Here is a 26049-nt window from a genome sequence, read left to right as displayed (position 1 = left end):
ATTAGCCTAAGGCTGCGGAAGAGAGAGGGTCAAGAAGGTAAATGGTAGTTTTTAGTCCGGAAATTCAGCAAATTCAGGAAACGGTAGAACATAAGATACAAGAACGTATACAGCACATAGATCATATTGTAGATGCAAATCAGTGGAAGGTCATTCAGGCCTTCCAGCGCAAGCAAGTGAGCGATTTTCATTTTGCAGGTTCAACGGGATATGCTTACAATGACCGGGGGCGTGAAGTGCTGGAAGAAGTCTATGCAGATGTGTTCGGTGCGGAGGCAGCGTTGGTGCGTCCGCATTTTGCCTCGGGAACGCATACCATCGCCACGGCTTTATTTGGTGTGCTGCGACCAGGGGATGAGTTGTTATACATTACAGGGCGACCATATGATACCTTACACAAAGTGATTGGTAAGCCCGGCGACGGAACAGGATCATTGCAGGACTTTGGTGTAACTTATGGAGAGACAGCGCTGACAGCAGAAGGTAAAGTGGACTGGAAAGCGGTAGAGTCCGCAATCCATGACAATACCAAAGTGATTGGTATCCAGCGCTCACGCGGCTATGATTGGAGAGCTTCCTTTAGTGTGGCAGATATTGAAGAAATGACGGCACGAGTGAAAAAGATAAAGCCTGACGTTATTGTCTTTGTAGACAATTGCTACGGGGAATTTACTGAGAAGCTGGAACCTACTCAGGTCGGTGTTGATTTGGTGGCAGGTTCGTTGATTAAAAATCCCGGTGGTGGCATTGCAGAAACGGGTGGATATATCTGCGGAAAGCATCAATATGTAGAGCTGGCATCCTACCGATTAACAGCACCCGGTATTGGGGGAGAAGTAGGAGCGATGCTAGGTACTACACGAGGCATATACCAGGGACTATTCCTTGCTCCTACATTGGTGGGGCAAGCGGTTAAAGGAAGCATATTCGCAGCTGCGGTCTTTGAGGAAATAGGTTTTGAGACTAAACCTGCCTGGCATGAAGAGCGTACGGATTTGATTCAGGCCATTTCTTTTAGCGGAGCAGAACATCTAATTGCTTTTGTACAGGGCATTCAGCGCGCAGCCGCCGTGGATAGCCATGTGGTGCCAGAGCCGTGGGATATGCCGGGTTATGAGCATCCGGTTATTATGGCAGCAGGTACGTTCATACAAGGTGGAAGTTTGGAATTATCCGCAGATGCTCCGATTCGGGAGCCTTATATTGGTTACATGCAAGGGGGCTTAACCTACTCTCATGTCAAATATGGAGTACTTATGGCTTTGCAAACGATGAAAGAACGTAAATTATTGTGAGTTTTTCTAACATATCATTGACACTTTGCATCAGCTAAATGTACAATAAGGTGAATAATAGATCACTGGAAGGTTGATGACAAATGGGCGACGAAATTCGCAGAAATATGGCCTTGTTTCCAATAGGTATTGTCATGAAGCTAACGGACTTGTCAGCACGTCAGATTCGTTATTATGAGCAGCATAATTTGATAGTTCCTGCCCGTACATCAGGTAACCAACGTCTTTTTTCATTTAATGACGTAGAGCGTCTGCTCGAAATTAAGGCGTTGATCGAGAAGGGTGTAAACATTGCAGGAATTAAACAAGTCATGAATCCGGTTACCAAGGAATCGGAGGAAGCTACAGTTATTACTGCAGATACGGAAGTCAAACGCCGTGAAATGTCCGACACTCAGCTTCATCGTTTGTTGAAGCAACAACTTGTTGCAGGCAAAAGACCAGGACAGGTATCTTTGATCCAAGGCGAATTATCACGGTTTTTCAACAAAAGATAATGCTGTGGCTTACCTTTTGGCATAAGTTTATTCTACTTAAAAACGGTCTCATCATTTAAGTCATTTATGATACAGCCGATTTGCATATAGTCGTTACAGAAAGGGAGAGGTTAGTGTGAGTTATACCAGAGAAGATATCATTAGGATTGCGAAAGAAGAAAATGTTCGTTTTATTCGTTTGCAGTTTACCGATTTGCTGGGCACCATTAAGAACGTTGAAATTCCTGTTAGCCAGCTGGAAAAAGCATTGGATAACAAAATGATGTTTGACGGTTCTTCCATAGAAGGCTATGTACGTATCGAAGAATCTGACATGTACTTATATCCAGATTTGGACACTTGGGTTGTATTCCCATGGGTAACCTCAGATCGTGTAGCTCGTTTGATCTGCGATATTTACAAGCCAGACGGCTCCCCATTTGCAGGTGACCCGCGGGGGATCTTGAAACGTGTACTTAAGGAAGCCGAAGAAATGGGATACACTTCGATGAATGTCGGACCAGAACCTGAATTCTTCTTGTTCAAAACCGATGAGAAAGGCGATCCAACCACAGAACTGAATGACCAAGGCGGATATTTTGACCTGGCTCCAATGGATCTGGGTGAGAACTGCCGTCGTGAAATTGTTCTTAAGCTTGAAGAGATGGGCTTCGAAATTGAAGCATCCCACCATGAGGTTGCACCTGGTCAGCATGAGATTGACTTTAAATATGCAGATGCAGTTAAAGCTGCCGATCAGATTCAAACGTTCAAGCTCGTTGTTAAGACCATTGCTCGTCAGCATGGTTTGCATGCAACCTTTATGCCAAAACCTTTGTTCGGCGTGAATGGTTCCGGTATGCACTGCAACCAATCGTTGTTTAAGGACAATGAAAACGTATTTTATGATGAGACGGATGAACTCGGATTAAGCCAGACAGCTCGCCACTATATGGCAGGTATTCTTAAACATGCACGTGCAATGGCAGCGATCACGAATCCAACAGTAAATTCCTACAAACGTCTCGTACCAGGTTATGAAGCGCCTTGTTATGTTGCTTGGTCTGCAAGCAATCGGAGTCCGATGATTCGGATCCCCGCATCTCGTGGCCTGAGCACTCGCGTCGAAGTTCGGAACCCTGACCCGGCAGCGAATCCTTATCTAGCCTTGGCTGTAATGCTGAGAGCAGGTTTGGATGGTATTAAACGTCAGATGGCTTTGCCAGCCCCAATCGATCGCAACATCTACGTGATGTCCGAGGAAGAGCGAATTGAAGAAGGCATTCCTAGTCTGCCTGCAGACCTGAAAGAAGCTCTGTCTGAGCTTATTCGGAGCGAGGTGATCTCTGACGCACTGGGTGATCATGCGCTGGCTTACTTCTATGAGCTTAAGGAAATTGAATGGGATATGTATCGCACCCAAGTACATCAATGGGAACGTGATCAATATCTGACGCTTTATTAATAGATAAAAACCTGTGAGTATGCGGTTTTTTTGGGAGTTGTAATGGGGGACGGTTCAGAGGAGTTTATTAATTCTTCTGGGGTGTCCCCCAAACGTCCCCCGACTTAAAATTGTTTGAGCCGAGAATTTTGCTTGTGTATTCCTCATATCTGTCTATGTTACGTTTCTCTAACTTTTTAGAAATGTGTGCGTATACATCAGATGTAATCTGCACACTACCATGACCAAGCTGCTCCTGGACAAACTTTATATCGGCTCCAGCTTCAAGCATGAGCACTGCGTAAGTGTGACGAAGAGAATGGATACGTAAAACTCCATCGAGACTAGCGCGCTTCAAGATACGCTTAAATGCGTTAAATAGTGTTGACTTCGGCATAGGACGTCCGTCATTTCTACATAGAACGAGATTTAAATCATGTCGGTACATTGTTTCTCCGAGATTAATTTTATTCTGGTTCTGCCAACTAGCATGATACTTTAGATCGTTGATTAGAGATGTACTTACACTGATTGTTCGTTTTGATTTGAAGGTTTTTGTTTCCCCGAATAGCTCGTCCTCGTTATCAGGTTGGAAATCCAAAGTTTCATTAATGTGAATTTTTTTCTCCTTAAAATTAATATCAGACCACTTTAAAGCAGCGGCTTCACCTTTACGCATGCCAGTCTCCAACAGCACCTTGAAAAATATCCAGTATATATAACCATATCCTCTTGCTGTATAAAGAAAACGAGGAATATCCTCAGAATCAATGAAATCAATAGTTTTTTGTTTCCTCTCTCCCTTAATAATTGATCCTATGCAAGGATTACGTTCTAACTTTCCTTGAATTACTGCGAGTTCTAAAGCACTGTAAACTGTTGAGTTAATTATTTCGACTGTTCTTCGGCTTAAGCCTTTTTCTAAACAAGCATCTAAAAATTTTTGGTACATATCTGGTTTTAAATCTTTTATCATTAATTGTTTAAAATAAGGCTTAATGTGTGTTTTTAGATTGTTCATATGTTGTTTAAGTGTGTTTTTTCTAACATCTCCTTTTTTATAGTTGATGATCCAACTTTCTATATAATCGACGAGAGGCATGTCAATCTGTTCGTAACCTTGTTTTATTCTCTTTAAAAATTCTGCTGCAGCTAACTCTGCTTCCGGTTTTGTACGGAATCCCCGTTCTGACTTCTCCTTTTGTTGCTGCGTAAATGGATCGGTGTACTTTAACCGATACCGCCAACCACTCTTTAATCTTTTAAAGTTTGCCATGATTATTCCTCCAATAGAACAAATGTTCCGTTTTTTGTGTATGTGAAACCGCCTCGCAGCGGTGAAAGCGCAAAGTGAATATTTAGGAAAGCTATTTCATTCAAAACAATTAATCTTTTTTGTTCTTTTTAGCATCCCAGAACATAGCTTCCATGACCCGTTTAATTTTTTCTTTGTCGTCTTCTGAGATTGGTACGCCATCGAACATTACCGGCGCATCTTCTTCAAGTATTGTTTTAAAATCCCGAATGTCCTTTGACGTGGCCCACTCTGGATATTGGCGATCATCTTTTTCGGCTTCTGTACGGCCAAGAAGGTAATCTACGGTTACATCAAAATACTCGGCTAATTTTGAAGCCACCTCAGTATTTAAAGTTCGGCTTCCTTTTTCGATATTGTATAGAAATTGAGGGGTAATTCCTAAAAATTCAGCTACTTGTACTCCTGATTTCTTTTGTGATTTTCTAATCTCTCTTATCCGGTTAGGATAACTAGACATGTCCTGTGACCGCTCCTTTTAAACTAATTGATGAATTAATGATATCAACAAATAGATTAAAATACAAACAGCAAATAGATTAAAAAGAAGCAAATAGGCGAAAAATTGAGCATATATATTAAACTATATGGATAATAATCTAAAATGCTTCTATTTGAATCTATTTGATTAATTTTACATTTGATTTAATTAATCAAATAGATTAATATTATTTCAACGGAGGTGATGAAATGAAGGTTTCTGAACAAATGAGGCCACTTATAAATGAAAAAGGATTAAATCCTTCTGATTTAGCTCATTTAGTTGGATGTTCCCCGCAGTACATGCACAATTTGCTAAATGGAAGTCGTCGGTGGAACGAAACCACGCTTAGAAAAGCCTGCGATGCTTTGGGATTAGAGATCAAGCTGGTTCCTAAGAAATTAAAAGAAAACAACAATTAAGGAGGGATAAACATGTTGTCAGTCAGCGTTGACGAAAAAGAAGCCTTTCAACTGGTCAAATCGAAGATAGCGGAGGTTTTAAAAGAAGCTGATGTGGAGTACGTATTTTGGGATGCGGCTGAATTAAAGCGTCGTACATGTATGAGTTGGAACTTTATACAAGAACAATTTTTCTATCATCCAGGATTTCCGAAACGGAAAGTAGGGAGCAAATGGTATTTTCCTGCGAGAGAAACGCGTGAGTTCTTGGAAAATTGGTTATTGGAACAATCTTATTAAAGAAAGGAGAACAAAACTAAATGACTACACCCAATATTGAACAACTGGATAACTGACTGCATGATTTAAAGAATGTAAGCATTCTACTCTATTAAAAAATAGCGAGAGTATCTTTACAAGATAGCATCTCTTTTCTTTGATGAATTGATAAAGCTACAACAACTTACATTTTATCACAGAGGGGATGTAAAGAAAGGAGAATCAACTTGCAAATTGGTATCAGCAAAATCAAAGTCAGTGATCGTATTCGTAAGGACTTCGGTGGCATCGAAGAACTGGCACAGGATATAGAACAAAACGGACTTATTAACCCTATTGTAGTAACACCAGATTATCAGTTAATTGCTGGAGAGCGGCGCTTGAGAGCGCATCAGTTTCTAGGTTGGAAAGAAGTGACGGTAAGAGTTATGGAAATAAAGGATTTTGAACATCAACTACAGCTTGAGATCAGCGAAAACGAACATCGCAAGGAATTCACGTTTAGCGAGCGAGTCGAGTGGGCGCGGAGATTGGAGGAGGTTGAACGTCTAAAGGCCAGAGAACGGATGGTTGGCGGCAAGGAAAATTTACCTGACCAACCAACCGGACAAGTACGGGACATTGTAGCGGATCAAGCAGGCTTTGGTTCCGGTAGGCAGTATGACAAAGCGAAGTTTATTGCGGAAAATGCTACTCCTGAAATCATTCAACAGCTTGATGAAGGTTTGATCAGCACTCATAAGGCATTTGTAGAAACCAAAGCTCGGCTCGAAGCTGCTGTGCGTGAGGCAGAGGAAAGAGCAGAGCAGGCAGAGCGGGACAAGCTTGAGTTACAAAGACAGTACAAAGATGCCATTCCTGCTGATCAACTTGAAGATGCAGTATCTGCGGCTGTAGAGCGTCATGAGGAAGAAACAGGCATTTTCATTCGCCAAAAGGAAAAAGAGGCGGAAGCGCAGCTCAAACAACGCGATGAATATTGGAAAAACAAACTCAATGATGATTTGGAAAAAGAACGTTTAAAAGTTGAACAATTGAAGAGTGGCTACCAAAGAGCTAAAGAAGAACTTGAGAGTATCAAACTTCAGCAGCCAGACGACTTCAACGAACAGGGGGCCGCTGCTCAAATGAAGAAGCTTCGCTTTGAAGCGGACAGCAACACGATCCAAGTGAGTATCCATGTGAAACAGTTTCTGCAAAAGGTTGGAATTACTTCGTTCATGTTGGGGGCAATAGGCAGTGCAAGTAGTCCTGAAAAGAAACGGTTGTCTGAAAGTTTGGACATGTTGGAAGCCTTTATTGAACAGATTCGTCCAGCTGTAAACAGCAGAAAGGTGGTAGAAAAATGACACTAATTAATCCTAATCAACAGCCAGATTTCTTATCTGTAGTTGAAAAGCAAATGCAACTAACAGAGGCTCAAGGCATGGCGATTCGCGGTCTTGTAGACGGTATTAAGCAAATGCATTTGGATGTAACTGAAAAAGTGGAAGAAGTTCAGATGATGGTTCAAGAGGTTCGAGACAGTGTAACGCTGACGGATGCTGAATGCTATCAGTTACAGGATGCAGTAAGAATTAGGTCCATTACTCTCACAAGAGATCGTTACAAGGAGACAGATGGAAAATATAACGAAACGGTCGGAAAATATCGCCGCATGATTTGGAGTAAGTTGAAAGTTTTGTTCTCAGTCGCGAAGTACAGTCACATCCGGCGCATTGATTTTGATGATTCCATTTACTTCGTTAAAGACTTTCGTCCAGAAGACTATATCTAAGGGGTGAATGATTATGACTCTACCGGAATTGGCTCGTATCTGGTTCGAAAACGAATTACAGCATGCCATTATCGTTCGTAATATCCGGCGTAAGGAAAAGTCAAATGAATAGCAAAATGCAAACCATTTACTCTATTCCAATTGTGGATGATGAAGGCTTCAAATTTACATTGGATCAACCAGCAGACTCACTTATAGCCGCTGTATTACTTATGCATCGCTGGTTGAATTGTCAACATGCAGTAGATATTGAGATGTTACAGCTTACAGAGCGGGATAAGAAAAAGCTTTCTCTTCAAAAGGAAAAAGAATTAAATGAACAAAAGCTTCAGGCCATTTATAAAACTCAATATGCTATTACAGATAGTCCATGGCCTAATCACGTATGTATTCAGAAGATGAAACCTTTGAAGGAACAAGAAAGGCAATTGAAGGCTAAAATATCCGAACTTGAGGCGGAGATATGGAGCTGAGAGAGTTGGACGATCATAAACAATCTAGGGTGCTTAGAGCGCAATTACGTGAGTTATATGAGGACAGCATTGACGCTGTGAAATTTGGGCTACCTAATGACGAAATTCATGCCCAAATAGATGTACTAACTGCTCAATTAAGTAAGCTGGAGAAATTTAAAAATGAAGAATATGAAGGCCTTGAAGCTCCTGAACCATCGGGATACAAAATATCCGGTAAGGGGATAGGTATCTGCAAGCATTGTGAAAAAGAAGTCTTTGAAGGACAAAAAATTCCTAATCCAAAAGAAGAAGGACTTTTCTGTAATTACTATTGCCGTAAGTTATACCGCAAAAGAAAAGACAGAGAAGTCCAGAAAAACAATCGTGCTACCAACACGATCATTTAAGAAACAATTCAACGGAAGTATAACACAGGATTTTGAAAATGAAAACAGGGGGCCTGTCTTGTGAGAGGAGACAAGGATTTTAGCATCTGGAATACAAGCATAGCTGTAAGAGGAGATAAAGATATATCTCATCCTACCTTTTTACGGATGTTAGACATGATGAGAAAAAGAGGTTTTGTTGTTGGATCTGATCCACGAATTGACCGTGATTATTATATCCTTTCTAAGGATCACTTTGCTGGCAACAAGGGAGAACTTCTGTTTGTTGGTGAAAAATATAATTGTGGTGCAAAACTTGAGTTCTATCAAGAAATCAATGTAGAGAACCCAAACGGCGGTAGATATGACTTTAACAAATTTGAAAAGATGCCTTATCTACTCAAAAAGCGGTTTCTAGTTGAAGTCAGATATATGGAACAATTTTTACTGAAGGAAGGATTTACTTGTGACTCTGAACCAGTACTAAAAACGTCATACGATAAGGTATTTCATAAGATTAATTCGCCAAGCAGACACTGGAGTTCAGAAAATCTTCCTGATTATAACGCTCTGGACAAAGATGGGATACGGATTAATAACGGTGAAGTGAAGTATTTCAGAGGCAGAAAAGGCACGTTGATGCGTGGAACTGTCTACCACAATATCAATAACATGTGGTGGGTCATAGTTAATAAAGATTACTATACCAACTTAGCAAGTTTCGAATTGTTTGACCTTACTACAAAACCCGAAAACAGACTTAGAAAACTGACGAAGAGATCAGGTCATCACAACCAAAAATCCAGATTCATTCCTAGTGAGGCTAATTTAAAGGAATGGAGTACAACGGCTAAAAAAGTTGGGAAAGACGGAAGGATTAAGCTAGCGAATAGCGTGCTGGATTACTTATATGAAATCAACTGGACCTCTCGTAAATTCCAGTTTTTTAAAAAAGATAATGGCCGACTCGGTTTGATGGAAACCGAAGGGAACCCATATTTCTTTGGCCAAAGACTAGGTGAGAAAAAGTATGATCCACCACGGATTATGTCTCTCTACACTCGTTCACTGGATATGTCGGGTACAGAATCATCCTGGGTTAAAGGCTTACGGGATTATGTCACAGGTGGCAAGCCAACTATCTCAAAATGGTTCTGCCAGGATGGAAATGGAGAAGGTGGACAAGCATATCTTTGGCCTGAGGTTAGAGAACGATTACTCCACATAGGAGCACATGTTTAAAAAAAGGAGTGGCTGCATTGTCTCTACAAAAACAATATACGCTCGGAGAGCTTTATAGTCTTGCGGATCAATGCAGCCATGATTACCCTGCTACACTGGCACGTAAGATTGAATTGCTGACCGAAGTCCAGATTCTCCTGGGGCGTAAGGCAGCTGAGGCAGTAAGAGAATATAAGCGGATCTATGCCAAGAGGAAACGCGTTTATGCCGAAGCATATATAGCGGCAGAGAATCTGAGGGAGCAGCGAGCGGAATTAGCGGTAATTGAACTTCGCCTCCAAGAAGCAGACGCAGAAGCTGATAAGGTCCGCTGGAGTAATGCTGTAGAAAGTAATGACCAGGTAATAAACTCTTTAAAATACAGCCTTAAGGTGTTACTGGCGGAGTTTGGAAACAACGCTAGCGCAAACAGGTAGGTTTATGATTCAAAAGCTGAGAAGAGGTTGAAACATGACAGAAATAAAATGGATCAAGCTCAGTACTGGCATGTTTGACGACGAAAAAATTAAAATCATCGAAGATATGCCCGAAGCTGACACGATCATTGTTATATGGCTGAAGCTAATGACTATGACTGGCAGATCAAACATGGGCGGTTACATCATGCTGACCGAAACTATTCCATATACAGAGGATATGTTAATTTCAGTGATCAAGAGGCCGCTACCAGTTATAAAAATGGCTCTATCCATCTTTGAAAGATTCGGGATGCTGGAAGTTTCTGAGCAAGGAGCTTTCTTTCTATCTAACTGGGAGAAGCATCAAAATGTAGATGGAATGGATAAGGTCAGGGAACAAACAAAAAAGAGGGTTCGAAATTACCGGAACAAACAAAAACAACTTGCTTCAGGTGAAAATGATCCTCCTGTTACAGGAAACGCTACTGGTAACGTTACAGTAACGGTCGGTAACGAAACAGATAAAGAATTAGATTTAGAACTAGAAAAAGAAAGTAGTTGTTGTTTAACGCCCGAGACTGAAATCAAATCCGAAGATGAGGGGATACCGTTCACCCGACAGGATGCCGTTCCTGTCACTCCTGAAACAGATGCCGACTCTGGACAGGATGAAATATCATCTTCGGATATTGACTATCGCAACGCCATTGCCAACAAGTACTTACAGCGCAGGGGAAAAGGACTACACATTACAGCAGCCGACGAAACGAGCATTGATGAATTGCTAGCTGCTGGTGTACCGCTTCAAACCGCCTTGGACGGAATTGATCAATCCTTTGACAAATTTAAACCTAAGCATAAGCGCGATGGGATACGGAGTCTGAGTTATTGTGCGACTATTATTTTCTCCTTGCATGCATTGCGAGAAGTTGATAGCAAGAGCAAAGAGGATGAAACACCACTGGATGAGGTGGAACCGGAAATAGAAGTCCCAACAAGCGAATATACCCAAGTGGACATTCAGAACATGCTTGTAAAATTGAGAGCTAAACAGGGAGGTTGATGCCACATGGAGAGCTTCGGAAAAGAACTAAAGGCATTAATACCCGCTGGTTTTGCCAAGAGACAGGCTGCGGTGCTGGAACGTCTAGCAAACCATCCTGAGGTTCATCGGCTGAAAGCTGAGTTTCCAGACAGAACGGACGATTTGACAGAACCCAAACGATATAGAGATCTATCACAGCATATATCCTATTGCGATAATTGCAGCGAGTGTCCGGGTTTACTGGATTGCCAGAACGAACAGAAGGGGCATACAAGCGTTGCAGAACCTAGCCCGACCAAAGGTGATGAACTGGTCTTTCGACTTCGAAAATGCCCATTGTTGGCTGCTTACGAACGGGAACAAGGGATAGGTCAGAGGATCAAGAGCCACTACATCCCGGCTCACATCCTGAATGCCACCTTTGAAGACATTGAACCTGACCCGCAGCGGATATCTGCAATTGCGGCGGCAATAAACTTTTGTGATGAATTTGTACCAGGTGAAACAACAAAAGGTTTGTACTTTTACGGTCAAATGGGTGTAGGCAAAAGTCGGATTGTTGGAGCCATTGCCCAAGAGTTGGCTAAGCGTGACGTAAGTGTGCTGATGGTCTATGTTCCTGATTTCTTACTGGAGGTCAAGGATGCGATTGGCTCAAAGACAGAGACTGTTGAAAGCAAACTTGATGCTTTGAGAACAGTTCCTGTGTTGATATTGGATGATATTGGGGCCGAGTCATTGACGACTTGGACAAGGGATGAAGTCCTGGGGCCGATACTTCAGCGACGTATGGAACGTTTAACAACGATCTACACATCGAATTTAACCATGAGTGAGCTGAAACAGCATTTGGCGAATCCAAAAGACAGCAAGCCTAGTGAGCAGAAACAGAATGACAAAAAAGCGGCCCGGATCTTTGAGCGAATAGAACCATTTGTAAAAATACTGCCGGTGGGTGGTAGAAATAGACGGAGGGATTAAGGGTATGTGTAGAACTTGCAGCGGCAGTATGGTGGCATATCAGTTCAAAGGCTCCATCGTAATACTGGGACCTTGCCCAGAGTGCAATCCTAATACGAAAAAGGAGATCAAACCTTATGAATATAGTAGTGAACAGTTCTCTATTAGTTGAGGCTTTAGAAGATGCCAGTAAGGCGATTTCAACAAAAGTAATAATTCCTATATTGAGTTGCTTTTTGATCGAAGCAACGGAGGACAGGCTTACCGTTACTGGTACCGATGACCGAGCAACTATCCAATCCTTTGTCGAGGAAAACATAGACATCAAAGAGACTGGTTCAGCGGCGCTGCCCAAAGTTATTTTGGATATTCTCCAAAAGATCAATGGGAAAATAGAACTGCAAGTTAAAAATGGGAATCAAGTCACCATAAAGTCACGGAATAAGGAGATTGAGATTACTGGAATGCCTCCAGAAGAATATCCTGCTCCTCCAGAGATAAATGAAAATGAGTATGTTGAAATTAAGGGAAAAGACTTAAAAAATCTGATCAAAAAGACAGTTTTCGCGGCAGATATAGACGGAAAGTCATTGCCTATCATTACAGGGGTAAACGTTATCCTTCAGACCGGGAAAATTCAAATGGTGGCAACGAACCGACACCGACTGGCCCGTGCTGAGAGAGAATTTGATATTGGAAATATCGGCACGGCTGTTATTGAAGCTAGAGGAATAATTGAGTTACAGAAGATCGTAAATGACAACGATGAAGTAGAATTCGGTTTTTCCAAGTCTTCTGGCGGAGAAGTAATATATGCGTTCGCACGAACAGAAAGATTTATATTTTATTCTCGTGTTCTAGAAGGGATTTACCCTGATACAACCCATGCTATGGCTATTAAAGCAGTTACCGAAATACAAGTGAATCGGAAAGAACTGATTGAATCATTAGAGCTTATTTTTACATTGGCGAAAGAAGAAAAAAACAACGCTGTTACATTCTCAGTTACAGAAAAAGAAATTAACATTCGAGGTAAGGGAAAGGAAACGGGTAAGGCAACAGAAAGCATAACACCAATCAGTTTCAACGGAGAAAATTTCAACCTGACGTTGAATGCAAAATATGTGCTGGATGCATTGAAGGTCTTAGAAAACGATGTAATTACACTCGGGTACACTGGTTCTTTAAAGCCTCTCACTCTTCAGAGTGACGAGTCCAGTTTCTACATTGTTCTTCCTTATAGGGTGGCTGGATAAGATGAGTAAATATAATGCCAAAAAGGTCATTGTCACGGAGGACGGAACGTTATTTGAGGAATGGATTGTAAAAAGGTATGAACTAGATGTGATAGGTACTCTCTTTGATAGCAAAGCAGAGGGAGAGTATTGCCAAGAACTCCTTCATCAGCGCAAGTATGGAGAAATCAAAGACTTCAAGTGCCACCCTGTATTTATACTACAGGAGAAACCAAAAGTGACCTACATTGCTGATTTTCTGGTCACTAATTTGGACAATACTCAGCGAGTAATAGATATCAAGGGTGTAGAGACATCGACATTCCGTGTCAAATTGAAATTATTCCAAGCAAAATATCCGACTTTACCTATATATATACTCACTAAAAAACGAGGAGAATTCATTCCGATCAAGCAGTTCAAGAAAGAAAAAGCGGATCGGAAACGAGCTATCAATAAACTTTTAAAACAAGCAGAAGGAGAGAGGAAAAATGTCAGGACTAGCCGGAATGCAAGTGAAATTCACCGTATTAAAAAATGAGGATATCAATAAATACCTTGATGAGCGTGAGAAAAGTGATCTATCTCGTATTTTGTGGAAGGTTCAGGAGCTGCGGCTTCTGGATGGAAAGCCTCCACTTAATACGTATCTGGTAGTTAACACAGACGAACCATATGCCACTGATATTGTTCGTATCATGCAAACCAATAACCATTGGGGTCCGGTGAGTGATCCTAATCAGGCAGAGATGGAGTATTACGGTGGTACGCTTATTCTACCGAGAACGGAGGAGAAAATTAAATGAAGCGCTCTCAAAATGAAGTTAAACGTCCGGAAGTAACACAGCGGATCATAGAATTGCTGGACAAGCAAAATGAGAAAGGTCTTAAGAAATACGGAACAACTATAGACCAGGTATCAGATATGGCCTATGACTGGAAGCTTATGGCGCTGGAGGAGGCAATTGATCTTATTCAGTACCAGCAGAAAGAAATCATGCGGCTCGAAAGGCTTCTTAATCCGATCTAAGCGGGAAACAAAAAGGAGCATAGAGGTTATTTCTCCTCTTGCTCCGTCCTTAACTCTATTAATTGATTTGCATCCGTTAAACCGAAAGCATCTGCTATCTTCTCTAAGTGGTCACGATTTATAGAACGCCTCATATTATTGCATATTTCACTTATAGCAGCAGTTCGTAGATTTGTTTTCTCTGCTAAATATTTTTGAGTCCAACCACGTTCATCGAGTAACTCTTGGACTTTGATATAAATAGTAGACACTCGCACAGCACCTCCAATTAAGCCGATTTTAACATAAAGTGATAAATTACGCAATTTCGTATTTTGTATTGACATTACGAAGAAACGTAATTATAATCAGGATATAAAATAACGAAAAAGCGAAATAACGTAATTTATTTAAGACCGCCTGACGATTAGGGATAGCTACCCCCTAAGGAGGACATTCCACCTCGGCGGTGTGTATAGCGGTAACCGCATAATAAAAAATGGAGGTAATTATTTATGAGAAAGACGTTCAAACGATTGATGATTTGGGTGGATGGATGGTGTGTTTTTGAATTTTTGTTCATGCTTCTAACGGTATGGGTCAAAGAGTTAAAAACTCGTCTGAGCGAGTATAAACAGGTCATTAAGCTCAGAGCGTTCACCGGGATATCATCTGGTGAGGTTGGCACAAGCCAAGATCAGTTCAGGAAACTTTTCCTACGCTGAATGATTCGATTACGCAACACTGTACCCAAAAGAGAAACATTGTACTGGAACCAAAAACGTAATGGAGGCGTGGTGTATGACAGAACAAGAAATGGATGAGTTCACTACAGCATTGGTGGAACGTTACGTGGATATACAAAAGTTTGCTTCATGTAACAGTGAATTATTGAACATATGGGATGAGGTAATTGATACCTTACCGCCTAAAATAAAGGGTGATTTTCAAGAGAAATATAATCGCCGCATAAGGGAGGGGAGATTGTGAAAAGGCTCGACTTAAACAAGCTCGAAGATGAGCCGATTGAGGTTCAGCAGGCTGTAGCCTTCTACGCATCACATACGATAAATGAAGTGCGTGTAACAACGAAAGAAAGATATAAGTATTATTCCATTTTAGAGGAAGCTGGCTTGCTTGAACCTCTAAAATCCGTAGTGGAGCCGTAGTAGTTTAGGCTCAAAATATAAGCATAAGCAAAGGAGAAACGAATTTAAATTGTCGGAAAGGTGGCGAGGGGAATGTCCCATCAAACATTTTGGAAGCCGGAGAAAAAGCCAAAGCAAAAGAAGACTTACAGCAGCCTTGGACAACGGAAAAAGGATAAAAAAACTGTTCCTGAATGGAAGAAAGACATTCTCTCTCATCATCAGTCACGACCTAATACCAAGGAGCGCGGCGAATTCTCAAAGGATGTAATCGCGGAGTTGATTGCCGATTCAAATGGAATCTGCGAATGCTGTAAAACCGCCGAGGCTACGACCACCCATCATGTATATCCGCGCGGGAGAAAAGGACGAGGAGTCAAGACAAACGGACTGCGGCTCTGCTGGCCTTGCCATGATCGAATACAAATAAATGAAGAACTACTTCAATTTTGGATATCGGCATTCCGTGATAAATACGGCGATTACTTTTGGTTCGACGAACAGGATTGGGAAGAGCACAATCGTAAACTGGCGGCGCGGCAGCATGTGGAATTCGAGAAAAAAGAACGCTTGGAAAGCATAAAACCAGTCATGGAACTGATTACTTCAGCGGCAGACCGAACTTTGAAAGCCAGGGAAGTACGTTTGCTGGAAGCGATGGACGATAAAGAAATGCTTGTTTTTACAAATATGATATCCGATGCCTTAAACAATTTTAGCAAACCAGCTCCTTCATATGGTTATGGAGAACGATTTGAGGATTAAACAGCATGCCCCATAGGGGATAAGAAGGAGGGAACAGCCCTCCATAAGGGGGAGAGACATATGCGTAAATTAAGCCTGTTCAGCGGTATAGGCGGAATTGATTTGGCGGCTGAGTGGGCGCAAATGGAGACGGTAGCATTTTGCGAACGTGAGCCGTTTCCGCAGCAAGTGCTTCGCAAGCACTGGCCTGACGTACCAATCTACGACGATGTATGTACGCTGACAGCAGATAGATTAAGGGAGGATGGAATAATTGGAGACGGTAGAGCAATTGACCTTGTTTCCGCCGGATATCCTTGCCAAGGTGAAAGTTATGCCGGGGAGCGAAGAGGCGCGGCGGATGACCGATGGCTCTGGCCGGAAACTGCACGCCTCTTGGATGAACTCGAGCCCCCTTGGTTTGTTGGTGAAAACGTTAGTGGGCACATCACAATGGGGATCGACACGGTTTTTAATGACCTGGACCACTTGCAATACACCGCAAGGGCGTTCCATATACCAGCTCTCGCCGTTGATGCGGACCATGAACGATATAGGGTATTGGTTGTGGCCCACTCCAACAAAAAGTCAGGACTACAAGAGAATAAGACCGTTAGCACCATCAGAGCGAACTGGGAAGCATGGCAAGATGCTCGTCGGCGTAGTTGGCGACCGATACCCCGAGTTGATTGGGGCATATCTGGACCCCCGGTTTCAAGAAAGTCTAATGGGATTCCCAATAGGGTGGACAGATGTTACGCGCTCGGCAACGCAGTGAGTCCCTATCAGGTATACCCCATCTTAGCAGCTATAAAAGCCATAAATGACAGTCTATAAGGGGGATACACCATGCAAGGAGTACGCAGCCCATTAATCTGGTTTGGCGGTAAGAGTAAATATGCGAAGCACATCATAAGTCACTTCCCCAGCCATAGGAAATATGTTGAACCCTTTGGCGGCGCAGTTCATGTACTTGCTCAAAAGCCGAGAAAAACCCACGAGGTATACAACGATATTGACGGACTGGTTGTTAATTTTCTATTGGTTAACAGAACGGATCCAGAACGCCTTCGACAAGCTTGTGAATCTCTACCGTATAGCCGGCAGTTGTATGAACGTTGGAAGCGTGAAGCGATGCCGGAGGATGAATTTGAAAGAGCTGTACGTTTCTTTTATCTAAATCGGTCAGCCATAGGCAAAGGGAATGCGGAAGAGGTTCCGCAAACAGGCTGGCGGCACAGTACAGTTTCTGGCCAAAGCCCGGCGAACGGATACCTTAGCGCCTGTAAACTGCTGCCGGACTTCGCGGAGCGGATGAAAGGTGTGATGATTGAGCATACAGACTTTCGGACGATTATTGAGAAATACGATGATCCTCATACCCTGTTCTACGTGGATCCGCCTTACGTGGGCAGGGAGAAATATTACGCTGGAAACTTCACAGAGCGTGACCATCGCGACCTAGCGGACCTGCTGCACAATGTACGTGGAAAAGTCGTCTTGTCATACTACGACGATCCGCTTATAAAAGGGCTTTACCCCGACTTCACTCGAGATCCATTTGACGCACATAAACAGGTGGTAGGCGGCTCTGGTGCGGATATCGACACTGAGGAAATGCTGCTTATGAACTTCGATAATCGTCAATTAACCCTATTTTAAGGGGGATACACCCCCTACTACCTATACCAAAGGAGAGATATCAGATGGCAAATGATAAATTAGAAATTTTGAACAGTATTGTTGTAGAAGATTGGTCCTCTATGGGGGATACAATCGAATATATCTATGTTGGAAGTACCGAGGAAAACGTTAATAAGCTACTGCAAATTGGAGCAACCATGAATGATATTGAGCATAACACGGATTTTGAAAACCAACAGATTGATATTTCACCCTTTGCCTTCCGCTTGGTGGATGCTGACTGGTTTGATGATGATCATAGGTTCTGGAAAAAGCTCAGCTCCACAACGATAGAAAAGCACTTGCCCATAGCTATTAGCGAATTGGTACAAGCAGCTCATTCAAATGCGATGTCAAAAGGCTGGTGGGACGAAGAACGGAGTTTCGGGGAAATCATAGCCCTGATTCACAGCGAGGTGTCTGAGGCGCTGGAGGATTACCGAAATGGCCGTGATATTACGGAAGTTTGGTACGAGAATAAAGAATTAAAAACACGGCTTACTACTCCTATTACGCCAAACTGCAAGCCGTGTGGCATCCCTAGCGAGCTGGCTGACATCGTGATCCGGGTATTCGATGCAGCAGGCCGATACGGTATTGATTTGGAAGGGGCGATCACCGAAAAGATGGCTTACAATGCAACGCGGCCCCAGCGTCACGGCGGAAAGGTTCTGTAAATCACTAGCTCGTGGGGAGAGGCATAACAGCCTCTTACCCTATACCCCTAAAAGGAGACGATTATAAATGGAATTAGCAGTACAGTCATGGGCGTTTAACCCCAATTTACGTTGGATGCTGGCGCGTGTTACCGGGCACGACGAGGGCGGTGATGAAATAGATGAAACCGGAATTATAACTGACATCAAAGGAGAATATTTAGAGTTCAAGTTTATTCGTGAAGATAAAATAGTACGGACTCATTTTTATTTGGAGTACTTCCGCAACGGAGAATTGACCCTGGCTGTGTATGATCGACCGCCTGTAAGGGTTGAACTTCCTGACGCCTATCAAAGTAGTTCTGCTTCCCAAGGAGGCGGTAATGCACGGTTGCTATGAGACCCGTAAGGAGAAGTACAAGGATAAGGTATGGACAGTAGAATCAGAGTCTTGGGACTTGTGTGTTCAGAGGTTATGCGGCTTGAAGGGTACATCGGAGGATTTGCTACGGAATATTTGTGAGGAGGGTTGAGGCATAGCAGCTTGTACCCCCGTACTCTAAATCCCTTCAGATTTATAAAACTACTTGCAACTACCAATTCAATTATAACTGAGAGAGGTATTCTATACCTTCTGTAAATATAAAAAATCCGGTTAAAAGCTCGCCTCCAAGATGTTTATACAGTCTAGAAGGGCAGCGGAATATAAGCGATTCAGTAGGGCGTGACTCATGAATTACGCTTATACCTCTATACTAAGTGTTGCTCCAGTTATATGTTGTCCGTTTGCTTGGCTAAATATAACGTAAACTTCTATAATAAAGAGTGTTAACTTATCTTTATTCCACAAAAGGAAGATGAACTATGACATTGTCAAATGGACAAATTGAACGCTTAGCAGTAGGAGCTATCACGAACGTCGCAAATCAACCAGGGTGTTTTTTAGTTCCCAATATTCCTGTAGGCGACAAGGGAATATCCTTTGATGGCAACATTTCTGTTTTTATCGACGGTTCAGAGAAAAAAGAATCATTGCTTGGAATTGTTCCGGTACAAGTTAAAGGGACAGAAGTGGCTCATTTTCACAAAGGGGTAAGATCGTTTTCGTTGGATATGGGCCACTATAGAAATTACTTGAACAGTGATGGGGTGTTATTGCTAGTTGTGGAAGTAAAGTCAGATGGAGATAGCAAAATATTTTACAAGTCGCTATTAGGAATGGAACTCAATCAACTTATTCGTATCTATGGTCACCAAAAGACAAAGTCAGTTGAACTGCGGCCACTAGAAGAAACCAATCTCTATACGGTCTGTTATAAATTTCTGAGGGAGCAGAAACGTCAACCGAGAATGCTTGTCGAGAAACAAATTTTCTCCCCGGAAGCATTCCAAGAATACAGATTATCTAGTATGACTTTTGATACATCGAACCCAAAAACAAGTTCGATCTTCGAACACGATTTTAATATATATGGTGTTATAAATGAAACTCATTTTCCCTATAATGTTGGAAGAATTGAATCCATGGGTGCATCTAGTTTAACAAGATTAAATATTAATGGGGATTTATATTCTTTAACATCGAAAATATCCTTTGAACAGAATAAAATAACAGTTGTTATTGAAGAAGTAATTACCATTAATATTTATGAAAGGGAACAAAAATACAATCTCCATTTTATGGGATTTAGGTCTCTTACAACGCAATTGAAAGTTATTCCTTTAGTAATTGATTTATTGGCCGGTCATCCTGTAGAGTTTGAGGATTATGGATTTGTACTCAAACTAAATGTACAGAAGATATCAGGCGATCTTCAAGAGGTGCAGGTATACCAACAGAATCTCCTTGATATGACTGTTGCATTTGAACGTTTAGGCATCCCTGAAAATACATTTTTTGGTGGTTCCAATATTAGTGATGTTTACCCGCAATTACTAGCAATCACAAAGACTTTGAGCCAAAATTCATTGAATGGGATAAAAATAGAGAAGCCTGACAATACATCATTACTCAATATTAAGTTGGGAGATAAGTCGATTGTTGTGCTCCACAATCCAAAGGACGATAGACTGTTAATTAATGGCTTCTCCGAGGAGGTTCTGAAGATAGACTGTGTTATCCATACAAATCAAGAAGGAGAAGGTTTTCCTCATAGTGTCTACACTATACTTAGTGAAGAGGCTTTGGGGAAATCTATAAATTTTGACTATGATATTATTAGGAGATCTTTTGATAAGTTCGATCCATTTATCAACTTGGAAACTTTCAATTGGACGAATCAATTTTGCTTAAAATGCATACAAGCTTATGATCTGGGTAATAATTCGCAATTACTAGATTTAGCCAACTATATTTATGATAAATACCCAACTGACTTTGATGAGGGAGATTGTTCAGAGCAGGTAATATTCATAAATCGGCTCCAGATTCATAAACGGTTAAATAGAACATTAGAAGAAACTATGATTGAGAAATTGATCGAATTAAAACATGAGGCAATATCTCGTAGTGACAAAGATCTCCTATTTTGCATTAACGTTTTATTAGAAAATAAAATTGAAGCAAACATCGGGTTCAGACAATTTAAATTTGAAACACAGGAGTTTTACAGAGACCTACCCATCTACAAATTATATCTTGAATTATAATTTGAATGTCCCTGTTATTACCGAGGCTTTGTTCGTTCTTCGATCATTTTTTCTACGTCTGAGTTAGGTTGGAGTGCGCATCAGCATAGCGACTAAGGTTTGAATTTACATTTGAGAAATAGGAGAACACTCAAGCTCCTACATATATTTTACTTATCTTTTTTGAAAAATAATTCCCGTTTTTTGTTCTAAGATTTTTGGTTGCAGATTTAATCACTCTTAGATAGTTATACTTATTTTGGAGAAAATATAAAAAAATAATTTTCTTTCGAAAGGATACATGTTTATGGAACTAACTCAGTCTGTAGAATTAAGCGCTCAGTATAATGAAGATCCTTCTGGAACACAGAAAATAGTCCAAGTAAACTTCTTTGATGATGTAGATGCAGTAGATAGAAGAAAAACAAAATGGCTGCTAAACAAATATACTGATTTAATTGATGTAATCAAAAACTATGAACATTCACTTGAGCAGATTGAAAACGGAATGTCGGCGTATGACTTGCTTTCAGCCGAAGGCTCTGTAGCAAAAAGGGTAACAGGTCAAGAACTGAAGGCAGACGTGACGGCAAATGCTGTTTTGCTCAAGGATCAGCGACACATAAATTACAGGTTTTATCTCCTCATTACAAACAATATCCGTTTTGCAATCTCTAACATTAGAGATGCGCATGAAAGGCTTGCTGCGAAACTCTTGTTCCTAGATGGGATGAAGTATCTAAAAGCTCAACAGTATATGAACAGAGAGTATAAAAAAGGAATTCATGGTATATCAGCCACAACATTCGCTGACAAAAGACGCAAGGCCATAGAAAATTTATCAAAAAGTCTTAAAGTCAACCGAACATTGGATTTTGTGATCATCGACTATGGTCGGGGCCGTAACAAAGAAGGTGAAATTGGACTGAGGATGCCAGAAGTAAATTAGACCGTAAGGGCTTAAGCCTTTGCGGTCTTTGCTTGTTGTTAGAATCAAGGGAAATCCGTAGTAGGCCCGAAGTAGAAAGGATTTACACTTTATTCAGGAACAAATTAAATCCATTCTAGGAGGCAACAAACATGGCACAAAGTTATGCATTTTTAGACAACACGGGGATTTTACACCTTCATTCCTTGGAAAGTGAAGCAGCCAAGCATGGCAAGTATGTAGGTACAAATCTGGATTACGACGAAAGCGGCTTTCCGGTTATCGGCGGCGAAGGTGTAGTCTATTATGTAGACAAAGACACAGCTTATGTAAACGGAAATAAACATGATGGTAAACAAATTGCTGTACCAAGTGGCCTTAAAGCACTAGCTGGTCAACTTCTGTAATTTTTCCAAAACTAAAACTAAATCGGAGACAGGACTCAGAGGGTAATATAAACCCGGAGCAAGAAGGATGTCCATTTAAGGCCTATTCCAGGCATGGCGGATTAGCGGTAACCGCATGTTATAAATTACCGATCACTACAATAGGAGCAGCGTAAAATCGCTGCTCTTTTTAATTTTGGATTAAAGGCTGTATTGTTGTATAAAATTCTGCATCCTTAATGTCGATACAATCGTATGGAACAATATAGGAGATGAATTTGAGTGAATAAAAAATTTAAAGACTTTATAATTGTTTTTGTAATCATACCGCTATCATTATCATCACTCATTTGGGTACACTTTCTTACAAATTATATGGATTGGAAACATATTAAAGAAGAATACCATACTCAAGAGGGCTACTGGGAATTCTTTGGACGAAATTGGTATAAAAAAGGTTTCCAAATTGAAGTGGAATATCTAAGAGAATACGAAGAAAAACAAGAGAAAGCTGCTGAATAGTGGCTTTTTTATTTGTTCAGGAAACTTTTCCTTAGCTTCAGATACATTATCAAAAGGGGTGAATAATAAGATATGGGACGAAAGAGAGATCCGAAACGGGACGAAGCATTTGATTTATACAAAGCCAGTTCCGGCAACATACGTCTCACAGATATAGCCTCTCAACTTAGTGTATCTGAAGGTACGGTAAGAGGATGGAAGGCTAAAGATAAGTGGGAGAGTTTGATTGCTGGAGAAGCGGAACATACGGAACGTTCTGATGAAGATGAAACTGATCAAAAAAATGAACCTGCAAAGAAAGATGAAGATATAACATCATATCCTGACGATCTTTTTCTAAAAGCTGTCCAAATTGTAGCCGAGGCCAAACAAGCCTCGGTTTCTTTATTGCAGCGAAGAATGAGGATAGGTTATAGCAGAGCAGCCCGACTGATTGATGAAATGGAGCGGCGTAAATTCATTGGTACATATCAAGGTGATAAGCCAAGAGAGGTATATGCTACCCTGCTAACAGTTGATGCGCTCTCTAAAGAACTAAAAGTCGCTGCTCCAGAAATACGGAACGTTCCGAAAAAAATACCGGAACGCTCTAATGATATGGAGCGTTCCAAAACAAAAAAGAACGTTCCAGTAATTGAGGAGAAACCGGAGCCGGAAATTCCAGACGAAGAGGGGTTAACGCCGAAACAGCGGATATTCATAATGGAATACCTCAGAGATTTCAACGCGACAAGGGCGGCAATGGCTGCTGGATATAGTAAGAAAACAGCATATTCAATTGGATGGGAATTATTGAGGAAACCTGAAATTAAGGCTGCGATACAGAATTACAACGAATCCCTAATGGATGGGGTTGGTTTAAATGCTCAGCGCGTTCTTATGGAGTACATGAAAATTGCCTTTGCAGACATAACGGACTACGTGGAATTCGGTCAAAAGGAAGAGGATGTTCTTGGCTTAGAAGGAGATCCCGTGTTTGATCCTGACACTGGAGAAACGAAAAAGTACAGATACAATTATGTTTCTTTTAAAAATAGTGATGAAATTGATGGAACTCTGGTTTCAGAAGTCAAGCAGGGCAAGGATGGCGTAAGTGTTAAACTACACGATAAAACTAAGGCATTGGACGTGCTGACTAAATACATGGATCTGCTTCCAGACAAACATAAACGGATGCTTGAGGACGAAAAACTTAAGATGCAGCGTGAGAAACTTGAACTCGAAAGGGCAAAGGTCACGGGTGAAGGCAATACAGAAGACGATTTAATTGACGACTGGGTAGAGGCGGTGGTAGGTGATGAGGCAGAAGGACTCGCCGGAGACGAAACGGAGGCTTCAAGCATTCAAGATACGGATTCCTGAGTACCGTAAGAATCCTATATTGTTCTGTCAAGAAATGCTGAAGTTCTATCCTGATGATTGGCAGGCAAGCACTCTAATGGATTTAGCAAATAATCCGCGCGTTTCAGTACGTTCAGGTCAGGGTGTTGGGAAAACAGGACTAGAAGCGGCAACAGCATTATGGTTTTTGTCCTGTTTTCCTTATCCAAAGGTGATTTGTACAGCTCCTACAAGGCAGCAACTACATGACGTGTTATGGGCTGAGATTAATAAATGGCAATCTAAAAGTCCGGTATTAAAACGAATCCTTAAGTGGACAAAGACCAAAATATACATGAAGAACTATGAGGAACGCTGGTTTGCTACAGCTCGGACAGCTACTAAGCCTGAGAACATGCAAGGCTTTCACGAAGACTACATGTTGTTTATCGTTGATGAAGCATCGGGCGTTGCTGATCCAATCATGGAGGCTATCTTAGGTACATTGTCTGGTGAATTCAATAAAATACTGATGTGCGGCAACCCGACAAAAACGTCGGGTGTTTTTTATGATTCACACAATAAGGACAGAGCGGATTATAAAACACGTAAGGTGTCATGCTTAGATAGCCCAAGAACAAGCAAGGATAATATCGCTATGCTCAAGCGTAAGTATGGTGAAGGCAGCGATGTATGGAGAGTCCGGGTTGAAGGTGAATTTCCCCGTGGAGAATCAGATACATTTATTTCTTTGGAAGTGGCTGAATTTGCAGCTAAAGAAGTGAAACTGGAACCCACTGGAGATATGCTAACTATAGGAGTGGACGTCGCGCGGTTTGGGGATGATGAGACCTCAATATTTGCTGGCATAGGGCCAAAAATTGTAGGGGAACACCATCATTTCAAAAAGGACACAATGGTTACTGCCGGATGGGTGATTAACCTAGCTAAAGAGCTGCATGTTGCTCATCCATATTTAAACAGAATAAGAATAAGAGTTGATGATAGCGGCGTAGGCGGAGGAGTAACGGATCGACTAAATGAAATCGTAGCTGAAGAAGGGCTACCATATGAAATCATTCCAATTAACAATGGTTCTTCTTCATTAGATGAGCACTATGGAAACCTAGTTACTGAAATGTGGGCCTCTATTAAGGATCAATTGGAACAGAATATGAGTAATTTCATTAATGGAGATGTGAGCGTTCTTCAATTGCCTGATGACGATGTTCTTATAACCCAACTTACAGCACGTAAATGGATCATGACCAGCAAGGGTAAAATGCTGCTTGAAAGTAAGAAGGATATGAAAAAGCGTGGGCTCAAGTCACCAGACCGAGCTGACGCTTTTGTTTTGACATTTGGAGAATATTTGATGGAACCAGACACACATATTATGCTTCCTTCAATAGGTAGTGTGGCAGTAAAAAGATAATGTGGTAGAGCAGTTTTATAAGATAAAAGATAGCGGTTGCACATGCGTATTCATATAGAGAGCATCAATCCACTAGTGCGACAGCAAGCAGATGGAGAACAGCGCCGTGTACAATGTAGATAAGTAAGCAGAGCTTGAGGTAAAGAATTGTTGAAACTGGCATGACTAAGCTTTCTAGTATGCAAAGGTAAGCTATTCAGGCAATGAGAGTGAATTTGACTACATCAATTGTGGAGAAATGGGAATTAGTGAAAACTCACTTAAACGGATTAAGGCTGGCGCTATCGCCATATTGGTAAGAGGTTTGAATGTTATTGAGTCCACAGCTGAAAGAGGAAACGACATAATGTGACAATTATTTGCTTTTTTATTAAAAATTATGAGACTTTATAATTATGGAC

34 protein-coding genes are annotated in these 26049 nt (G+C 41.4%); 31 read left to right on the top strand and 3 right to left on the bottom strand.

The genetic code is table 11. The features are described from left to right. Positions 1-41 precede the first annotated feature (41 nt). The 3 genes from OIU26_RS00910 to glnA all read left to right on the top strand — a co-directional run bounded on the left by OIU26_RS00910 (position 42) and on the right by glnA (position 3236). The gene (locus OIU26_RS00910) at positions 42-1295 is read left to right on the top strand and encodes a methionine gamma-lyase family protein (RefSeq protein WP_264215712.1); all 1254 of its coding nucleotides are present in this window, start codon (positions 42-44) and stop codon (positions 1293-1295) included. 83 nt (positions 1296-1378) lie between these two features. Then, positions 1379-1792, top strand: a complete 414-nt coding sequence (locus tag OIU26_RS00905) for a MerR family transcriptional regulator (RefSeq protein ID WP_007430683.1) — start codon at positions 1379-1381, stop codon at positions 1790-1792. A gap of 115 nt (positions 1793-1907) precedes the next feature. After that, the gene (glnA, locus tag OIU26_RS00900) at positions 1908-3236 is read left to right on the top strand and encodes a type I glutamate--ammonia ligase (RefSeq protein WP_013371539.1); all 1329 of its coding nucleotides are present in this window, start codon (positions 1908-1910) and stop codon (positions 3234-3236) included. Between the two features lie 67 nt (positions 3237-3303). Here the strand turns inward: glnA and OIU26_RS00895 are convergent, their stop codons facing one another. Beyond that, the gene (locus tag OIU26_RS00895) at positions 3304-4491 is read right to left on the bottom strand and encodes a site-specific integrase (RefSeq protein ID WP_016822090.1); all 1188 of its coding nucleotides are present in this window, start codon (positions 4489-4491) and stop codon (positions 3304-3306) included. Between the two features lie 109 nt (positions 4492-4600). After that, positions 4601-4990 (bottom strand): helix-turn-helix domain-containing protein, encoded by a 390-nt coding sequence (locus tag OIU26_RS00890; RefSeq protein WP_014599962.1) that lies wholly within the window; start codon positions 4988-4990, stop codon positions 4601-4603. A 230-nt stretch (positions 4991-5220) separates the two neighbouring features. Between OIU26_RS00890 and OIU26_RS00885 the strand changes: the two genes are divergently transcribed. The 14 genes from OIU26_RS00885 (at position 5221) to OIU26_RS00820 (ending at position 14219) form a co-directional block, all read left to right on the top strand. Then, positions 5221-5433 carry a helix-turn-helix domain-containing protein gene (locus OIU26_RS00885; protein ID WP_017427617.1) on the top strand — a complete coding sequence of 71 codons (213 nt, stop codon included), beginning with the start codon at positions 5221-5223 and terminating at the stop codon, positions 5431-5433. A 12-nt stretch (positions 5434-5445) separates the two neighbouring features. Continuing rightward, positions 5446-5712: a hypothetical protein gene (locus OIU26_RS00880; RefSeq protein WP_014599961.1), complete on the top strand. Its 267-nt coding sequence runs from the start codon at positions 5446-5448 to the stop codon at positions 5710-5712. Between the two features lie 206 nt (positions 5713-5918). Further along, positions 5919-7040: a ParB N-terminal domain-containing protein gene (locus tag OIU26_RS00875; RefSeq protein ID WP_264215711.1), complete on the top strand. Its 1122-nt coding sequence runs from the start codon at positions 5919-5921 to the stop codon at positions 7038-7040. Further along, positions 7037-7468 carry an ORF6C domain-containing protein gene (locus OIU26_RS00870; protein WP_264215710.1) on the top strand — a complete coding sequence of 144 codons (432 nt, stop codon included), beginning with the start codon at positions 7037-7039 and terminating at the stop codon, positions 7466-7468. The genes OIU26_RS00875 and OIU26_RS00870 overlap by 4 nt, the downstream gene beginning before the upstream one ends. 104 nt (positions 7469-7572) lie before the next feature. Continuing rightward, entirely contained in the window at positions 7573-7941 is a 369-nt protein-coding gene (locus OIU26_RS00865) for a hypothetical protein (RefSeq protein ID WP_264215709.1), read from the top strand. After that, entirely contained in the window at positions 7932-8330 is a 399-nt protein-coding gene (locus OIU26_RS00860; RefSeq protein WP_264215708.1) for a hypothetical protein, read from the top strand. Before OIU26_RS00865 ends, OIU26_RS00860 begins: the two co-directional genes overlap by 10 nt. A 60-nt stretch (positions 8331-8390) precedes the next feature. Continuing rightward, the gene (locus OIU26_RS00855; RefSeq protein WP_264215707.1) at positions 8391-9551 is read left to right on the top strand and encodes a hypothetical protein; all 1161 of its coding nucleotides are present in this window, start codon (positions 8391-8393) and stop codon (positions 9549-9551) included. A gap of 8 nt (positions 9552-9559) precedes the next feature. Next, on the top strand, positions 9560-9967 hold the full coding sequence (locus OIU26_RS00850; protein WP_264215706.1) for a hypothetical protein: 408 nt from the start codon (positions 9560-9562) through the stop codon (positions 9965-9967). Positions 9968-10001: 34 nt separating this feature from the next. After that, positions 10002-11012 (top strand): phage replisome organizer N-terminal domain-containing protein, encoded by a 1011-nt coding sequence (locus OIU26_RS00845; protein WP_264215705.1) that lies wholly within the window; start codon positions 10002-10004, stop codon positions 11010-11012. A gap of 6 nt (positions 11013-11018) precedes the next feature. After that, on the top strand, positions 11019-11975 hold the full coding sequence (dnaI, locus tag OIU26_RS00840) for a primosomal protein DnaI (protein WP_264215704.1): 957 nt from the start codon (positions 11019-11021) through the stop codon (positions 11973-11975). A gap of 116 nt (positions 11976-12091) precedes the next feature. After that, entirely contained in the window at positions 12092-13210 is a 1119-nt protein-coding gene (dnaN, locus tag OIU26_RS00835) for a DNA polymerase III subunit beta (RefSeq protein WP_264215703.1), read from the top strand. A 1-nt stretch (position 13211) separates the two neighbouring features. Continuing rightward, positions 13212-13730, top strand: a complete 519-nt coding sequence (locus OIU26_RS00830) for a DUF1064 domain-containing protein (protein ID WP_264215702.1) — start codon at positions 13212-13214, stop codon at positions 13728-13730. Continuing rightward, the gene (locus tag OIU26_RS00825; RefSeq protein ID WP_264215701.1) at positions 13681-13995 is read left to right on the top strand and encodes a hypothetical protein; all 315 of its coding nucleotides are present in this window, start codon (positions 13681-13683) and stop codon (positions 13993-13995) included. Before OIU26_RS00830 ends, OIU26_RS00825 begins: the two co-directional genes overlap by 50 nt. Beyond that, complete coding sequence (locus OIU26_RS00820; protein ID WP_016822075.1) at positions 13992-14219, top strand: hypothetical protein; 228 nt, start codon at positions 13992-13994, stop codon at positions 14217-14219. Before OIU26_RS00825 ends, OIU26_RS00820 begins: the two co-directional genes overlap by 4 nt. Before the next feature lie 26 nt (positions 14220-14245). On the opposite strand, the gene OIU26_RS00815 is transcribed toward OIU26_RS00820, so the two are convergent. Next, positions 14246-14470 carry a helix-turn-helix domain-containing protein gene (locus tag OIU26_RS00815; RefSeq protein WP_137078698.1) on the bottom strand — a complete coding sequence of 75 codons (225 nt, stop codon included), beginning with the start codon at positions 14468-14470 and terminating at the stop codon, positions 14246-14248. A gap of 243 nt (positions 14471-14713) precedes the next feature. Here OIU26_RS00815 and OIU26_RS00810 point away from each other — a divergent pair, with 243 nt between their 5' ends. From OIU26_RS00810 to OIU26_RS00745, 14 genes are all read left to right on the top strand, one after another. After that, a complete protein-coding gene (locus OIU26_RS00810; RefSeq protein ID WP_264215700.1) occupies positions 14714-14923 on the top strand; it encodes a hypothetical protein in 210 nt (69 codons plus the stop codon). A gap of 76 nt (positions 14924-14999) precedes the next feature. After that, a complete protein-coding gene (locus OIU26_RS00805; protein ID WP_264215699.1) occupies positions 15000-15188 on the top strand; it encodes a hypothetical protein in 189 nt (62 codons plus the stop codon). Continuing rightward, entirely contained in the window at positions 15185-15367 is a 183-nt protein-coding gene (locus tag OIU26_RS00800; RefSeq protein WP_123797309.1) for a hypothetical protein, read from the top strand. The genes OIU26_RS00805 and OIU26_RS00800 overlap by 4 nt, the downstream gene beginning before the upstream one ends. A gap of 72 nt (positions 15368-15439) precedes the next feature. Continuing rightward, a complete protein-coding gene (locus OIU26_RS00795; RefSeq protein ID WP_264215698.1) occupies positions 15440-16111 on the top strand; it encodes an HNH endonuclease signature motif containing protein in 672 nt (223 codons plus the stop codon). Between the two features lie 60 nt (positions 16112-16171). Next, on the top strand, positions 16172-16927 hold the full coding sequence (locus OIU26_RS00790) for a DNA cytosine methyltransferase (RefSeq protein WP_264215697.1): 756 nt from the start codon (positions 16172-16174) through the stop codon (positions 16925-16927). A gap of 12 nt (positions 16928-16939) precedes the next feature. Then, on the top strand, positions 16940-17752 hold the full coding sequence (locus OIU26_RS00785; protein WP_264215696.1) for a DNA adenine methylase: 813 nt from the start codon (positions 16940-16942) through the stop codon (positions 17750-17752). Between the two features lie 44 nt (positions 17753-17796). Next, positions 17797-18450 (top strand): hypothetical protein, encoded by a 654-nt coding sequence (locus OIU26_RS00780; RefSeq protein ID WP_264215695.1) that lies wholly within the window; start codon positions 17797-17799, stop codon positions 18448-18450. Between the two features lie 67 nt (positions 18451-18517). Then, entirely contained in the window at positions 18518-18829 is a 312-nt protein-coding gene (locus tag OIU26_RS00775) for a hypothetical protein (RefSeq protein ID WP_193191550.1), read from the top strand. 464 nt (positions 18830-19293) lie between these two features. After that, complete coding sequence (locus OIU26_RS00770) at positions 19294-21078, top strand: DUF4365 domain-containing protein (protein ID WP_264215694.1); 1785 nt, start codon at positions 19294-19296, stop codon at positions 21076-21078. Between the two features lie 286 nt (positions 21079-21364). Next, complete coding sequence (locus OIU26_RS00765) at positions 21365-22006, top strand: hypothetical protein (protein WP_193191553.1); 642 nt, start codon at positions 21365-21367, stop codon at positions 22004-22006. Positions 22007-22137: 131 nt separating this feature from the next. After that, complete coding sequence (locus OIU26_RS00760; RefSeq protein WP_264215693.1) at positions 22138-22392, top strand: hypothetical protein; 255 nt, start codon at positions 22138-22140, stop codon at positions 22390-22392. Positions 22393-22653: 261 nt separating this feature from the next. Further along, on the top strand, positions 22654-22893 hold the full coding sequence (locus OIU26_RS00755) for a hypothetical protein (RefSeq protein ID WP_264215692.1): 240 nt from the start codon (positions 22654-22656) through the stop codon (positions 22891-22893). A gap of 72 nt (positions 22894-22965) precedes the next feature. Beyond that, positions 22966-24255, top strand: a complete 1290-nt coding sequence (locus OIU26_RS00750; protein ID WP_264215691.1) for a terminase small subunit — start codon at positions 22966-22968, stop codon at positions 24253-24255. Continuing rightward, positions 24191-25648, top strand: a complete 1458-nt coding sequence (locus OIU26_RS00745) for a DEAD/DEAH box helicase family protein (RefSeq protein WP_264215690.1) — start codon at positions 24191-24193, stop codon at positions 25646-25648. Before OIU26_RS00750 ends, OIU26_RS00745 begins: the two co-directional genes overlap by 65 nt. Positions 25649-26049 lie beyond the last annotated feature (401 nt).

The sequence above is a fragment of the Paenibacillus sp. BT-177 genome, assembly GCF_025846815.2.
Classification (GTDB): Bacteria; Bacillota; Bacilli; order Paenibacillales; family Paenibacillaceae; genus Paenibacillus; species Paenibacillus polymyxa_C.
This window is presented reverse-complemented; position numbering and strand designations above follow the sequence as displayed.

Bases quoted from the DNA above. Each gene is read 5' to 3' on its own strand.
- OIU26_RS00780 (WP_264215695.1), top strand. From the start codon at position 17,797: ATGGCAAATGATAAATTAGAAATTTTGAACAGTATTGTTGTAGAAGAT.
- OIU26_RS00890 (WP_014599962.1), bottom strand. From the start codon at position 4,990: ATGTCTAGTTATCCTAACCGGATAAGAGAGATTAGAAAATCACAAAAG.
- OIU26_RS00880 (WP_014599961.1), top strand. From the start codon at position 5,446: ATGTTGTCAGTCAGCGTTGACGAAAAAGAAGCCTTTCAACTGGTCAAA.
- OIU26_RS00750 (WP_264215691.1), top strand. From the start codon at position 22,966: ATGGGACGAAAGAGAGATCCGAAACGGGACGAAGCATTTGATTTATAC.
- OIU26_RS00885 (WP_017427617.1), top strand. From the start codon at position 5,221: ATGAAGGTTTCTGAACAAATGAGGCCACTTATAAATGAAAAAGGATTA.
- OIU26_RS00905 (WP_007430683.1), top strand. From the start codon at position 1,379: ATGGGCGACGAAATTCGCAGAAATATGGCCTTGTTTCCAATAGGTATT.
- OIU26_RS00825 (WP_264215701.1), top strand. From the start codon at position 13,681: ATGTCAGGACTAGCCGGAATGCAAGTGAAATTCACCGTATTAAAAAAT.
- OIU26_RS00805 (WP_264215699.1), top strand. From the start codon at position 15,000: ATGACAGAACAAGAAATGGATGAGTTCACTACAGCATTGGTGGAACGT.
- OIU26_RS00810 (WP_264215700.1), top strand. From the start codon at position 14,714: ATGAGAAAGACGTTCAAACGATTGATGATTTGGGTGGATGGATGGTGT.
- OIU26_RS00775 (WP_193191550.1), top strand. From the start codon at position 18,518: ATGGAATTAGCAGTACAGTCATGGGCGTTTAACCCCAATTTACGTTGG.
- OIU26_RS00910 (WP_264215712.1), top strand. From the start codon at position 42: ATGGTAGTTTTTAGTCCGGAAATTCAGCAAATTCAGGAAACGGTAGAA.
- OIU26_RS00770 (WP_264215694.1), top strand. From the start codon at position 19,294: ATGACATTGTCAAATGGACAAATTGAACGCTTAGCAGTAGGAGCTATC.
- OIU26_RS00845 (WP_264215705.1), top strand. From the start codon at position 10,002: ATGACAGAAATAAAATGGATCAAGCTCAGTACTGGCATGTTTGACGAC.
- OIU26_RS00865 (WP_264215709.1), top strand. From the start codon at position 7,573: ATGAATAGCAAAATGCAAACCATTTACTCTATTCCAATTGTGGATGAT.
- OIU26_RS00830 (WP_264215702.1), top strand. From the start codon at position 13,212: ATGAGTAAATATAATGCCAAAAAGGTCATTGTCACGGAGGACGGAACG.
- OIU26_RS00795 (WP_264215698.1), top strand. From the start codon at position 15,440: ATGTCCCATCAAACATTTTGGAAGCCGGAGAAAAAGCCAAAGCAAAAG.
- OIU26_RS00860 (WP_264215708.1), top strand. From the start codon at position 7,932: ATGGAGCTGAGAGAGTTGGACGATCATAAACAATCTAGGGTGCTTAGA.
- OIU26_RS00895 (WP_016822090.1), bottom strand. From the start codon at position 4,491: ATGGCAAACTTTAAAAGATTAAAGAGTGGTTGGCGGTATCGGTTAAAG.
- OIU26_RS00870 (WP_264215710.1), top strand. From the start codon at position 7,037: ATGACACTAATTAATCCTAATCAACAGCCAGATTTCTTATCTGTAGTT.
- dnaN (WP_264215703.1), top strand. From the start codon at position 12,092: ATGAATATAGTAGTGAACAGTTCTCTATTAGTTGAGGCTTTAGAAGAT.
- OIU26_RS00760 (WP_264215693.1), top strand. From the start codon at position 22,138: ATGGCACAAAGTTATGCATTTTTAGACAACACGGGGATTTTACACCTT.
- OIU26_RS00745 (WP_264215690.1), top strand. From the start codon at position 24,191: ATGAGGCAGAAGGACTCGCCGGAGACGAAACGGAGGCTTCAAGCATTC.
- dnaI (WP_264215704.1), top strand. From the start codon at position 11,019: ATGGAGAGCTTCGGAAAAGAACTAAAGGCATTAATACCCGCTGGTTTT.
- OIU26_RS00785 (WP_264215696.1), top strand. From the start codon at position 16,940: ATGCAAGGAGTACGCAGCCCATTAATCTGGTTTGGCGGTAAGAGTAAA.
- OIU26_RS00765 (WP_193191553.1), top strand. From the start codon at position 21,365: ATGGAACTAACTCAGTCTGTAGAATTAAGCGCTCAGTATAATGAAGAT.
- OIU26_RS00790 (WP_264215697.1), top strand. From the start codon at position 16,172: ATGCGTAAATTAAGCCTGTTCAGCGGTATAGGCGGAATTGATTTGGCG.
- OIU26_RS00820 (WP_016822075.1), top strand. From the start codon at position 13,992: ATGAAGCGCTCTCAAAATGAAGTTAAACGTCCGGAAGTAACACAGCGG.